Consider the following 13917-nt stretch of genomic DNA (forward strand, 5'->3'; position numbering starts at 1 on the left):
TCGACGGTGTAGCCGCCCTTGATGCGGCGGGTGATGGTGCCGGTGATGACGCCGTTCTTTTCCAGAACTTCTTCAAGCTGATCGAACAGCTGCATACGCTTGGCCTTGTCGAACGAAAGGGTGATGGTGCCGTCCATCTCGTTCTTGCGGGCAACGTACACATCGACGCGATCGCCGACTTTAACCGTTATATTGCCCTGAGCGTCCCGAAATTCCTCAGCGGGGATCTGGCCTTCGGACTTGAAATTCACGTCCACAAGCACAGTGTCGTCGTCCACGCGCACGACTTCGCCCTTGACGATGGAACCTTCTTCAAGGTCACCCATGTCGGGGTTGAGATAGTCTTCGAGCGCGCTCGCAAAGCTCATTTCGGAATCGATCTGGTTTTCCATGTTTTCGGCAGTTGCCATACGGATCCTCCAACCTAACAAACAGAATTCTGCCCTCATCGGGCAGGTTTCTCTACATATCAGGAATGCCATGGATACACAAGTCGTTTCTTTCGCCTTTCCGGGGAAACGCCCTTTTTTCCACATCTGCGCAATCTGGACGCAAAAAGGGAAACCTTTTATGCTTCTCCAAAGCACGGCGCATGAAACGCGCTGCGGAAGGATCATTTAAAACCCATGGAAAACAGCAAGGATACAGGGGCTCTCGCCGTCAGCAGGGCGGAAGCGGGGCAAAAGCTGCTCAATTTTCTCCAGCGACGCATCAGCGCGCCCGCAAGCGACCTTCACCGCTGGATACGCACCGGGCAGGTGCGCGTCAACGGCGCGCGCTCCAAAGCCTTCGACCGCCTGAGCGAGGGCGACATGGTGCGCGTACCGCCCTTTGCCGAGCGCCAGCCCGCAGGAAGCGGGGAGGGCGCTTCACGCCGGGAGCATGGCGCGCCGCTTCTTGATATCGTTTTTGAAAATGAGGATGTTATCGTCATCGCCAAGCCCGCCGGGCTTCCCGTGCAGGGCGGCACCGGGCATACGGACAGCATAGCCGCAAGGCTTGCCGGGGAGCGCGCCCGCGCCGACTTCGTACCCGCTCCCGTACACCGGCTGGACAAGGACACCTCCGGCCTGCTTGTGGCAGGCAAGACCTACGCCGCCGTGCGCCTTCTCACCGACGCCCTCGCCGGGCGCGCGGGCACGCCGCCGCGCAAGGAATACCTTGCCTGGGTGGAAGGTGCATGGCCTCACCCTGAAAAGCGGGAACTGTACGACTTTCTGGCGAAGGATGGGACAACGAAACGCATGCGCGCCGCTTCTGAAAAAGAAGCGGAAGCCAAAGAAGCCCGCTGCGAGGTCACGGCTCTGGAAAAAAGGCGCATACACGACCGCGAATACACCCTGCTCCTGGTGCGCCTGCTCACCGGCAGAACTCATCAGATACGGGTACAGCTCGCCCTGCGCGGCCACCCCATAGCCGGGGATCCGTGGTATGGAAAAGGCTCCTGCGAAAGCCTGAAGCTGCATGCCTTCCGCCTGGAGCTGCCCCTTCCGGGCGGGGAATGTCGGAGTCTTGAACTTCCGCCCCCGTGGAAAGGCGAATGGAAGGCGGCATGCCCCGGCCGCAGGCCGCAACGGTAGCAGCCGTTTCTCTCCCCGGCATTTTCCAGATGTTCCCGGGCGGTCATGCCGCCGCAAAGGCGTTCTTTCCCGGCACGGGCAACCCGGCCTCAGGGCAGGGTTTTCACCACCAGCGTCCGGCTTGCGGCCCTGCCCCTGTCGTCCACCACCCGAAGCTCATGCACCCCGTCGTCGGGATTCCAGAACAGGGGCTCTCCCGGCAGGGAACGGCCCAGAAAGCGGTCCTTGACAAACCAGAACAGCGCGCCTGCGTCCGCATCGGCTCCTGCCGTGAGGGCTATGACGCTCCTCTCCGGGGAAGAAAGGCTGCGCTGATAGACCACGCCTTCCTTGGGCGAGAGTATGTCCGGCGGCATGCCGGGCAAGCGCTCCTGTCCGCAGCCCGGGCCGAAGGGCGGGGGCGGCGGCTTGACCACGCCCGCACGCAGGAACTGCGCCCGCAGGTCCGAAGGCCAGAACTCCCACACCTTCTCCTCCGTGCGGCCGGGCACGGCCTCGCAGGCGCGAAGCCCCGTTTCCTTATCTATGAGAATGGTGCGGAACACTCCCGAAGGCCTCGTGGGCGAACGGCCGGGGATATACCATGTCTCCACCACCTCCCCGCACAGGGAAATGTCGAGGTCCCCGGTGGCCGCGCATACTTTTTCCCGAGTGATGTTCAAACCTTCCTGCTGGCGGGGAATGAGGTCGACCATGGAGGCGTCCCTTGCGGCGAGGGCCTGGGCGATATCGGCGAACAAAGGCGCGGCCACTTCCCCGCCCACAAGCAGCGGGTTCTGCGTGTTGTCGAAATTGCCCGCCCACACCACCAGCACATAGGGCCCCACCACGCCCGCCGTCCATGCGTCGCGGAATCCGTTGGACGTACCGGTTTTTACACGCAGAGGAAGGAGCCCGGAAGCGCCGCGCACCGCATGCGCGCCGTCTTCCAGCATACGGAGCGCCACTATGGCCGCCTCCGGGGAAAGAAGAGGCACGGCGCCCTTCCGCTCTTCCCCGGCAAAAAGCCGGATCTGCCTCCACACGCCCCTGTTGGCCAGCATGGCATACAGGCCGCCGAGCTCGCGCATGGATACTTCCGCCCCGCCGAGTACCAGGCTCAACCCGTAATGCTCCTCGCTGAAAGGCAGCTCCACCCCCGCCCTTTGCAGAAAACTGTAGAGCCCGGGCCGAAGGCGCGCGGCCAGCGCTATGGCCGGAATGTTGCGGCTTGCGCGGAGCGCCTCCTCCGCAGGAAGCGGCCCCCGGAACACGCGGTCGAAATTTTCCGGGTCATACCCGCCGAAACTGCGCGGCGAATCGGCAAGCAGGGTACGCGGGTGTATCAGCCCCTGATCCAGGGCCAGGGCGTAGATGAAGGGCTTGAGTGTGGATCCGGGGGAGCGCCTTGCCCGCGTGCCGTCCACCTGGCCGGAAATGGCGGCATGGAAAAAATCCGCCGAACCGGCCAGCGCGCGCACTTCCATGCTCGGCCAGTGTATGAGCAGCGCCGCGGCGTTATGCAGGCCGTAGCGCCTGCCCCGGGCGGCAAAGCCGGACAGAGCCCTTTCCAGAATATTCTGCGCGCCCCTGTCTACAAACGTGCGCACCGGTTCCCCCCCACGGGAAAGGGGGAGAAGCTCGCTTGTGAGGTGCGGCGCGGCAAAAGGCAGGCCGGAAGGACCATACACGCGAAGGGAAGCCTGCGCCCCCGCAAGGGAAAGGCTCATGCGCTTTTCACGTCCTGAGCCGTCCTGCCCCTCCATGGCGAGACGGTGCATCCTCCGTCGGGCCGCATCGAAATCCGGCCCTCCCAGAGGGCTTCGCCGCACCGGATTCTGAGGCACGACGGCCAGGGCAAGGGCCTGCTCGCGGGAAAGGTCGCCCGGCCGCGTATGAAAATACATGCGCGCGGCCGCGCCTATGCCCTCCACATTGCCGCCATAGGGCGCGAGGTTGAAATAGGCCTCAAGAATCTCGTCCTTACCGTAATGATATTCATACTGAAGCGCCCGGGCCATTTGCACAAGTTTGCCCGTAACGCTCTGCGTGGCAAGCCCGAGGCGAAGGCGGGCCACCTGCATCGTGATGGTGGAACCTCCCATGCGGCGGGAACCGCCGAGCATGGACAGGGCAGAACGCAGCAGGGAAAAGGGGTTCACCCCGAAGTGACGGTAGAAGTATCTGTCTTCATAGAGCAGCGCAGCACGCACGGCCTCGGGCGAAACTTCGTGCAGACGCACGCGCAGGCGATACTTCTCATCGGAGGTAAGGCCCATCCTCATGAGGGAACCTCCGCCGTCCAGCACCAGGGGCGAGAACTCCACTCCTTCCAGAAGCGGCGGCTTTGCGCTCAGGGCCAGCCAGCCCCAGAGAAGAACCACAGGAAGAAAAAGCGCGGCAAGGGCCGCCCGCCGTATTCTGTGACCGCGCAACGCACTCTCCTGAAAAACAAGCGCCCCTTCCCCGCCCGGCGGAGAAGGGGCGCGCGTTTATTCCACAATCACCTTCCCGCCCGGGGAATGGGCGTGAACGCTTCTGTTGTACATGGCCTCCGCCTGCACGGCGGGCAGGGCGTACACGCCCTTATTGACCGCACGCACGGCGTAGGTGAAGGTGGAAGGCTCCGTGCCGAGAGAAGTGAAGAATATCATCCTGTCTTCCCGGCGGTCGGCACGGCCGTCCGGAGTGTTCTCCATCTTCACAGGGGCGGCAAGCTCCATCTCAAAGCCGCCGGGCAGAAGGTCGACGACAGCCACATCCTTCAGCACCCCTCCGTGCGCCCTTGCAGTGACGGACACCGTAACGACGTCGCCCTGCCGGACCTTCGTCACGACATTCCCCTCGCCGTCAAGATAGCTTCTCGTCACTTCCATGCCCTCGGAAAGCGCGCCTTCGGGCACGTTGCGGTCATAGCCCTGATCCGACACCTCAAAGTACAGGGGAATGCCTCCCTCGGGCATGGTCAGCTCGTAGGAGGCGCAGCCCGGCGCGGAAAGGGTGAGCATGCCGTGAAGCTCCTTCGGCAGGAAGGAATCTTCCTCAAAGCCGGACTGCATGGCCGTGCAGCGCAACGAAACGCCCTGAGGCACGGGGGCAGCCTGCTCAAGGTCGAGCAGAGCCCTCACGGCCAGAGCGGCGGAAAGGCTCACATAGCGGCCGCCGCCCGTGGCGTCCACAAGTTCCTCGGCCAGGGCAGAGCGCATGTTCTCCAGAAGTGCCGGAAAATGCCTCGCAACCACCGAAACGCGAAGCGCCTGAGCTGCCAGCGCGTCCAGAGTGTCGCCCCGGAATCCGGCCCCGGGCCGACGGTACAGGGCAATAAGCCTTGCCGCGTCATCGTTCATACGCATGACAGCGCAGCAGGCGGCCACCAGAGAGGAAGCCACGTCTTCCCTCCATGCGGGGAAACGCTCTTCCAGCTGGTCCACGAGCTGAGAAAGGGCCTGCGTGGTGATATGGCCCTCGCGGGTGAGCACCCAGAGGCCGTAGGCCTGCGCCCGCCCCTCTTCCAGCGAGGAGGGCACGCGGTCCAGCACTTTTTCCAGCGCTCCCATGACCTCGGAAAGAAGGCCTCCGGGAAGAGCCGCACCGGCCTCGTGCAGGGTAAGGAGAAAATCTGCGGCATAGGCCGTGACAAGTACCTCAGGCTCACCTCCCGGCCAGGGCGACACACCGCGCCACTGCAAGGCTCCCTGTATCGCCCGCACGGCTTCATTCAGCCGATCCCGCACCATCCTGCGCGCCTCTTCAGGCGGACGGGAGGCTTCGGAAAGAAGCTCGGGCCTGTTCATAAGCAGGGCAAAGGGCATGGCCCGGCTGATACGCTGCTCCACGCAGCCGTAAGGATAGATTTCAAGGTAACGCACAAGTCCCCGCAGGGCGGGCAGCGGCAGGGCCGACACCGAGGCCGAGCCCTTCGCATCATAAGGGTAAAGGCTGCGACCCGTGGAAAGGGCCATGGACGAAGAGGCAACACCTGCCTTCAGGCTCTCGCGCAGAGGAGAAGCCGGACGGACGGAGAGAGAAGCTTCCCGCTCCGCAAGGATGCCCTCGCCCTTTACGGTAAAGCGCGCCTGCGCGTTTCCGGGCGTATCCCCCACTTCCACGCGGAAGGGAAGCACCACTTCCTCGCCGGGAGCCACGTCCAGCGAAGAGGGCGGGCCTTCCAGCACGCGAAGCGCCGCGTCGAAGTCCAGGGAAAGCCCGGCCTTCAGAGGCGCGCCGGTATGGTTGGCCACGGCCACGGCCGCCTCGAACACGTCGCCCGGAGAAGCCATAAGCGGAAGCTGCGGCGTGACTACCACGGGCGCGCGCACCTCCACTCTGGCATCGGCACTGCCCGCCGCCTGCGGAGAGGCCGCCACTGCCATGACGCGCACCGTGCCGTTGTAGTAGCCGGGAACGGGTATCTCCACGGCGTTTTCTCCCTGCTTCACATCCACAAGGCCGAGCCACCAGCTCATGGGAGGCTCGTCTTTCCGCTTGAAGGGGTTGTGGAAGCGCCCTCCGGCCATGCCCATGTCGCCACCGAAGGCAGGCATGCGGAACGATCCGTGCTCGGGCATGAGCAGGTCGAACATCTGCATGGTTTCCACTTCCAGCGCCCTGTCGTCCAGTAAATAGCGCAGCGGGTCGGGAGTGGGGAAGGCGGTGAGGCTGAGCACGCCCTCATCCACGGCAAAAATCAGTGCCTTACCTTCATGACGGGAGAAAAGGCTCGCAGTAATGACACTTCCGGGAAGCACGGGGCCGGATGGAACCGTCATCTTCAGTCCCATGTCGCGCCGCGCCACGTTTACGGAAACGGGAACCACGGAAAAGACATAGGGCTGCATGAACACATCCTTCGAGGAAAGGGAGCGCACCAAGGAAACATGCACATAGGCGCGGCCCTCAAAGCCTGCGGGCACCTCTATCTCCTGCACGCTGTCCCCGGCGGGGGCGCGGAACCAGCGCCAGGCCTCCACGCCGTCGCGCTCAAAGGTGACAAGCCCCGTGCCTTCATACGGCGCGGAAAGGAAAAAGCGCGTTTTTTCCCCGGAGGTAAGCTCCGTTTTTTCCAGATGCATGCGCAGCGTGCCGGAAGGAAGCTTTTTCCGGCCCGCCAGGCGCAGGTCGCTGTTGCCGGCCACGGTAAAGGGCGTCTGCGCCATGACGCGTCCCTGCTTATCTCGCACGGAAAGCAGATATTCGCCGCTCTGTCCTGTGGGTAGGGTAAAGACCAGACGTCCCTCCGCATCCACTCTTTTGCCCTCGCCCGCCACAACACGGAGCACCGGCGTTTCCTCGTAGCGGTAGCGGCCCTCCCTGTCGGTGACAAGGCTCGTCACATAGCGCCTCTCCGACACCTGGAAGGAAAGCTCCCCGGGGTCGACACGCGCAAGGTCGGGGCCGAGGGCCAGAAATTCCAGACCCGCTTCGCTGCCCTGAGGAATGAAATCAAGGTTGCCTCCCGTACCCGTGGGCCTGAAGCCCAGCACGCTCTGCAAGGGGGAAAGGAGGAAGTCAAGCTCTTCGCTCACGCTTCTTCCGCCCCCGGCTTCAAAGCCTTCCACCAGCACATGACAGTGCAAGGTTCCGCCGCGCAGCTTCTCCAAAGGCAGAGGCAGCACGGCACAGCCCTTTGCATCGGTACGAAGCTCGCCCAGCTCCAGCGTCAGGGGAGACCCCTGATAGGGCATGGCGTCATGGAACGTGAAATCTCCATACCCGGGGAAGGAAAGAGGCGCGGGCCATACCGAAAGGCGGCCGCGCAGACGGCGGTCTGCAGCGGGCATGCCGTAGAGGTTCCTGAGAAAGACTTTCACCTGTGCCGTGGAAGCTTCCAGCCAGCCCCTGCCGGGCGCGGGATCAAGGGAAAGGGAAAGCTCCATGGTGTCGGGCTGAAATTCCTCTACACGCACGGCGGCGGAGCCCAGGACCACGTCCATGCCCTGCTTATCCGGCGTGCGCACATTGAGGCGGTAACGGCCGGAAGGCGCGTCCTCAGGCAGTTTCCATGCCAGTTCCGCCAGCCCGTCCGGCCCCACGGTGAAGTGCCGCTCCAGAAGCGTGCGCTCCGCCGGGTCGAGAATTTCGGCGACAAAGGGCATGTCGGCAGGCAGCTCCTGCCAGTTTCCCCGGCGCAGCAGCATGCCGAAGCGCAGCGTTTCCCCGGGCCGGAATATGCCCCGCTGGCTGAAAACATAGGCGTTCACGCCGTCGGCATGGCTGGTCTGCCCCTGGGTGGGGAAGCGGGAAACGTCCACCTGCCGGCTGTAGTCGTCGAGGGAAAGCCATGCCATGTCCTCCCCTTCCCTCCCGCGCGAAAGGGCAGTCACGGCAACAGGCCTTTTCTCCCGGGCAAGCCCGGAAACGGAAGGAAGATGCGCGCGGCCGCGCGCGTCGCTCACGGCTTCGGCCACAGGCTGCCCGTTGGCCCCGAGTATGCGTACCACAGCCCCGGCCACAGGTTCTCCCCGGGAAAGGGAGCATACGAACACGTCGCGCCCGCCGTCCGCGCCTTTTTTGACGATCATGCCCATGTCCGTCACCAGCAGAAAGCGCTCCGCGCGAGCCACAGGCCTGTCTCCGTCCATGCCCGTCAGTTCAAGGCGCATGAGGCCGTGCCCGCCCTTGAGAAGAGGCGTCACGTCCAGCACGGAAAACTGCGGCACCCCGGGCTGCGTGCGGGAAAGGGAAAGAACGCCTTCCCGGCTGTCGGTTACGGCATCGAGGGGAAGGATGGCGTCGCTGAAGGGCGAAGGCATGGCGGCAAGAAAACCGAGATACGGGTCAAGCACGCGCTGCGTCCGCCAGCGTATGGACGTGAGGCCGCTGGAATGAATGTCCAGCTTGCGTTCGCCCCCCAGGGCGAGCACATTGCCTGGCTGGAGAAAATCCAGTTCCGGCCGGAAGGGCGCCGCGTGGAACACTTCCCGCCACGGCCGCGCCAGGGAATATTCCTCCGAGGGGCCGAAGCCCTCCGGCAGGTCGAAAAGCACATACGCGCCCGGTTCCGCCATAACGCGGAAGCTCATCCTGTCCGCAGGTGCGTCGGCGCTCTGCAAAAGCTCCACGCGCACGGCTTTTGCGCGGGAGAGCGTCTCGTTGTCGATGACCGGAGCCGCCGTCCACACCGTGGACGAATATGCACTTTCTTCCATACTGCGGGGAAGCTGTACCGCCTTCAAGGCCCGGACCACGGCATCAGGCTTCACAAGAAGGGTAGTTTCCAGCGTGAGGTGGTACTCACCGGCCAGATTTTCATCGCGTGCGGCCTCAAAAAAAGCGCGGCGCACGGTAAAAAGCGTGCTTTTCCCCGGAACCGTCACCTGCTGCGCGGCCACAGCGCGCCCTTCGGGCACTTCCCAGGCCGTACCGTCGCCGCGCACCTCCCCGGCGACGCCCGGCAGAGAAAGCGTGACCTGAGAAGGTTCCCCGGCCAGAGAAAGCACTCGCGCCTTGACAAGGCAGGAAGCGCCCCCGCTCCAGACAAATTCCGGCGTACCGAGCCTGAGAGCCTTGTCGGAAACGCTGATGACGGCATCACGCTCAATCATGCTCCGATCCGGCGGAGTAGTGAAGGAAATATCGAAGGACACGGCCCTTTCCCCGGCAAGATCCGGATCTACCCACAAAGCGCCTTCCATCCTGAGGACGGCCAGAGGCGGCGTGGAAAAGGAAAGCCGCGTACGGCTCAGCTTCGCGCGTGCAGGCAGAAAAGATTCGGAAAGAGAAATCGTGAAGGCCGTGTTTTCCGGCCAGGGCTCTTTCGGACGGAAGACAAAAGCGCTGTCACCTTCCCAGCGCCAGTCGCCGGGAATATCGGGAGAAAGGCCGACCCCCGCCACGGGTGCGCCGTCCCTGCCCGGGCTGACCGCGCAGCGGCTTGCCCACTCCCTGCCATAGGCTTTTCTACACAGGGGCTCGTCCGGCTCAAGATACAGCCTGAGCGCATCGCTCCCTTCAAGAGGCGCCGTGACGACGGCGCGGACATACGCCGGAGCCACCCGGGAAGCCCCAAAAGCGGGAACAACCATGCAGCACAACAGCAAAACGGTAAGCAACGCCGTACGATAACGCATAAAAATCCTCCCTGATGAAGGGTTTGCCCCAGCATAAAAGAGTTGCCTTTTTCTGACAAGAACGAATATTTTCCCTCCCGGAAGATAAAAGACGCCCCGGAGGCATGGCGATAAGCCTCCGGGGCGTCGTCTGCGGGGAGATCATTCCCCAAAGGATACGTTACAGCGTATTCGCGGCGCACCAGGCCGTATCCACGGCATTACGGATGTTGGAAGCGTGCACGCAATCCCCCACAGGAATCACATCCATGGCGACTCCGGAGAAAGCATCCCTTTCCTTTTCCAGAGCACTGGAACCCGCCGAAACGATGACACTGTCGGCCTTGAGGACGACAGTCCCGCCTTCACCTTCCGCAACTACCCCCGTATCCGTGATCTCCAGACAACGGGTATTGAGCCTGACGTCGACATGGTTCTTTTCCATGAATTCCCCGAAACTCATGCGTTCGGAGATTTCCGACGTGGCAGCGTAATAGGGCGACATTTCCAGCAGCGTGACCGTATGTCCGTTGCCGCCGAGCTGTATGGCAAGCTCACAACCCACGGCGCCTCCGCCGACGATGATGATGTTTTTGCCGAGCCTGTCTTCATGGCCGAAGACATCCCACGCCATACATACGTTTTTGCCGTCAATACCGGGAATGGGCGGCACGCTCTGCTTGGCACCCACGGCGACGATGACGGCATCGAATCCTTCTTCGGTAATCTGCTCGGGAGTCGCCAGCGTGCCGAGCCGCACGTCGACCTGCGCTTTTCTGACCCGGGTGATCATATATTCCCTGAAGCGGAGCAGTTCCTTCTTAAACCAGAGGTGTTCCGGGAACATTCTCAGCTGGCCGCCGAGGGCGTCACCCTTCTCAAACAGCGTCACGCTATGGCCACGCGACGCAGCCGTGGCTGCCGCTTCCATACCGGCCACGCCGCCGCCGATGACGGCCACCTTCTTCTTTCTGCCGTCGCGGAAGAAGCGCTTGCGGATCATGCCCTGCCCGAATTCCGGATTCACGGAACAACGGGAGTCGAACGTGGCACCCACGTTGATGGAAACACTGGTGGTCAGGGCCGCACGGCGACCGCCGTCCGTGCAGTAGTCACAGTGGATGCAGGGACGTATATCTTCAAGGCGCCCTTCCCTAACTTTATTGGGCCATTCGGGATCGGCAACGGCCTGCCGCCCCATCAGCATGTAATCGATGAGACCTTCCTCTATCAGCCGTTCCGCAAGTACTGCGTCATGCACCTGTCCCACCAGACCCACCGGAACCTTCACCCCAGCCTTCTTCAAAGCCGCCGCCCCATCCAGGTTATGCGCGGGGGGGACAAAACAGGTGGGATGCATCTTAGGCCGGGCAAGGGCGTCCAGACGCGTTCCGCAAGAAATATGAATCATATCGGCATATTCCTGGAAAATGAGTGCCTGCTGGGCGGCATCTTCAGGAACGATACCGCCTTCCGCGCGGTCAGAACCGTTCATACGGATTTCAATGACCATATCGTCGCCCACAGCTTCCCTCACGCTTTTGAGCACATGCAGGGGGAAACGGCAGCGGTTTTCCACAGAACCGCCATACTGATCCGTTCGCTTGTTGCTGAGGGGCGACAGGAAGTTGTTCATGAGCCACCCGTGCGCGTAGTGCAGACAGATACCGTCGAATCCGGCGCGCTTCCCTTCCCTGGCGGCCTGAACGTACATGGCAGTCACGGAAGCCATGTCCTCCTCATTCATACCTCGCACCTGTCTGCCGTTGTACACCATCGGGCTCGCACTGATGATCTCCTGACCTAAATCGGGCAGCATGCACAGGCCGGGATGATAAATTTCCACAAACGTATTGCAGCGGAACGCATGTATGGCCCTCTGGGCAAGATGCATGAAAATGAAGCCCTTGTGCTCCTCATCCAATGCCATGGAACCCATATGGCCGCTGTCGCGCGGCACTTCCATGGGAATACAGCAGGAGGCGAATCCGCCACGGGCGAAGGTAGTATAGTACTCTACCCCGAGCTCATTGATGATACCGTTATAATCGTTGGTGAAGGCACCAGGCGCAATCATGGGTGTAGCAAGAATACGATTTTTGAAGACTTTCTTTTTCTTGCCGACAACAAGAGGAGAGAACAGATGGGGAAAATGTTTCTGATACGCGCTCATAATATTATCCTTTTTTAATATTTTCAGAACAGAATACCGGGAAGCCACAGTGCCAGCTCGGGAAAAAGCAGCAACATGAAGACCAGCAGGATCATGCACAGGAAAAAGGGGAGGATTTTGGCGAAGATGGAAGAAAGTGGAATATCCGAGGCCACGCTGCCCATGGCGAATACATTGATGCCCACAGGCGGCGTGATCTGCCCCATTTCCATGAGCACCACGGCAACCACGCCGAACCACACAGGGTCGAAGCCCAGCTTGAGCACGGTGGGGTAGATGGCGGGAAGAGTGAGCAGCATCATGGGAATGACATTCAGAAGACAGCCCATGATGATGTAGAACACCACGATAGCCACAAACACCACATACTTGTTGACGTGCATTCCCACCACCATATCGGCAAGGTCGAAAGGCAGAGCCGTGGCAGCGAAGAAATACCCGAGAAGGCCCACACCGATAAGGACCAGGAAAAGTTCCGAAGTGATGGTGACCGTGGTGGACACGGAAGAGAGAAAGCCCTTCCACGTCAGACGCCTTCTGGCAAGAGCATAGAGGAAGGTGACGGCTGCACCCACCGCGCCGCCTTCGCTCGGGCTGAACCAGCCGAGGAGAATCCCAAGGAGAATGAAGCCCACAAGCAGTACCATGACGGTGACGCCTTTCAGGGCAACCACCTTTTCCCGAAACGACGTCTTTTCTGCGGCGGGAGCCAGCCCGGGGTAGAGCCTGGCGTAGACATACACCACGATGATGAAAAATACCGTCAGCAGGATACCGGGCACGACACCGGCCATGAAAAGCTTACCGATGGATACTTCCGTCACCAGAGAATAAAAAATGAACCCCGTGCTCGGAGGAATGAGTATACCGAGCGTCCCCCCCGCAGCCAGGGTTGCGCAGGAAAAACCGGGGTGATAGTTCTTCTTACGCATTTCGGGAAGCGCCACGGAGCCCATGCTCACCGCCGTGGCCATGGAGTCGCCGGAAACCGCTGCAAAGCCGGCACAACCGGCAAGAGAAGCCATGGCCATACCGCCGGGGCACCCCCCCAGCCACATGCTCGCCGCCTGAAAAAGATCCCGGCTGATACCGCTGTTCTTCGCCAGCTCTCCCATGAGTATGTACATAGGAACAATACAGAAACCGTAGTTGGCGGCGGTATTGTACATGCCCATGCCCAACATGGACAAGGAAGACTCAATGCCGGGATACATGGCCAGCATGCCGATGTAGCCCACCACTCCCATGGCCAGCCCTATGGGCATACCCAGGAGAATCACGACCATGAGAAAGAACAGGCCTGTTGCGCCGAGAACCCGCAGATCTGAGGCCAGGGGAAGCTCCCCGGCATATACGGCCAGGAAAAACATGAGCAGGGAACCCGTCAGCCCGCCCAGCAGGGAAAGGTATTCTCCATTTCTGCAAAGCCCGGCCAACACGCGCAACGTCCCGGCAAGCAGAGACAGGGCAAAGGCCGCGGCTCCCAGCGCGCCGAAGAAAAGAAAATAATGCAGGGGCCAGAGCAGAAGATTGGAAGTTTCTCCCAAAAACTGTTTGGATATTCCCTGCAGCACAAGGCTGTAACAGGAAAGAGCAATAAACCCCAGAGGCACCAGCCTGTTGAACAGTTCCAGTCCGTTGCGCACCAGAGGAGAAAGCCGTTCCGTCAGAAGCGTCACACGGATATGCGAATCCTCATCCTGAATATACCCCAGCGAGGCGAAAACAAGCAGGCACTGAGCAAAGGCCACTACTTCCAGCGTGCCGGCCAGGGAGCGGGAAAACACCGCCCTTGAAAGCACATCCAGAATCGTGGGGATCACCATAATGATGAGGGAAATACCCGCAAGAATAAAAAGCGGACCGTTCACCCGTCGTGAAAAACAAGTCAGAACATCTGCACAGGAATCAAGAACACGCAGCATACGTCCTCCTCATGGGAGGTGAAAGAACTTCGCCTCCCATGCTGATATTACAGATTTCAATCTGCCTGCTTTTCGTATATGGCCTTCGCAGTATCCAGGGTATCCTTCAAGAGGGCTCTGGCCTCTTCTTCCGTGCATGCGCCGCGCTTGACGACGTCGCTTATCCATGCCTCATGCAGAGGTGCAATGGCCTGAATCCATCTCTGGCGTTC

General features: G+C 61.4%; 6 protein-coding genes. 1 reads left to right on the plus strand and 5 read right to left on the minus strand.

Annotation, left to right across the window (positions count from 1 at the left end):
- Positions 1 to 410 (minus strand): S1 RNA-binding domain-containing protein (locus tag K8W16_RS10880; RefSeq protein ID WP_304123631.1); only part of this gene is annotated, 410 nt, incomplete at its 3' end.
- A 216-nt stretch (positions 411 to 626) separates the two neighbouring features.
- On the opposite strand from K8W16_RS10880, the gene K8W16_RS10885 reads away from it, so the two are divergent.
- On the plus strand, positions 627 to 1580 hold the full coding sequence (locus K8W16_RS10885; RefSeq protein ID WP_304123633.1) for an RluA family pseudouridine synthase: 954 nt from the start codon (positions 627 to 629) through the stop codon (positions 1578 to 1580).
- 89 nt (positions 1581 to 1669) lie between these two features.
- Here K8W16_RS10885 and pbpC read toward each other — a convergent pair whose 3' ends face one another.
- From pbpC to K8W16_RS10905, 4 genes are all read right to left on the minus strand, one after another.
- On the minus strand, positions 1670 to 3994 hold the full coding sequence (gene pbpC, locus K8W16_RS10890; RefSeq protein ID WP_304123635.1) for a penicillin-binding protein 1C: 2325 nt from the start codon (positions 3992 to 3994) through the stop codon (positions 1670 to 1672).
- 57 nt (positions 3995 to 4051) lie between these two features.
- On the minus strand, positions 4052 to 9628 hold the full coding sequence (locus K8W16_RS10895) for an MG2 domain-containing protein (protein ID WP_304123637.1): 5577 nt from the start codon (positions 9626 to 9628) through the stop codon (positions 4052 to 4054).
- 160 nt (positions 9629 to 9788) lie between these two features.
- On the minus strand, positions 9789 to 11780 hold the full coding sequence (locus K8W16_RS10900; RefSeq protein ID WP_304123639.1) for an FAD-dependent oxidoreductase: 1992 nt from the start codon (positions 11778 to 11780) through the stop codon (positions 9789 to 9791).
- Positions 11781 to 11803: 23 nt separating this feature from the next.
- Entirely contained in the window at positions 11804 to 13705 is a 1902-nt protein-coding gene (locus K8W16_RS10905; protein ID WP_304123640.1) for a TRAP transporter large permease subunit, read from the minus strand.
- Positions 13706 to 13917 lie beyond the last annotated feature (212 nt).

The organism is Mailhella massiliensis (assembly GCF_020741395.1).
Classification (GTDB): domain Bacteria; phylum Desulfobacterota; class Desulfovibrionia; order Desulfovibrionales; family Desulfovibrionaceae; genus Mailhella; species Mailhella massiliensis_A.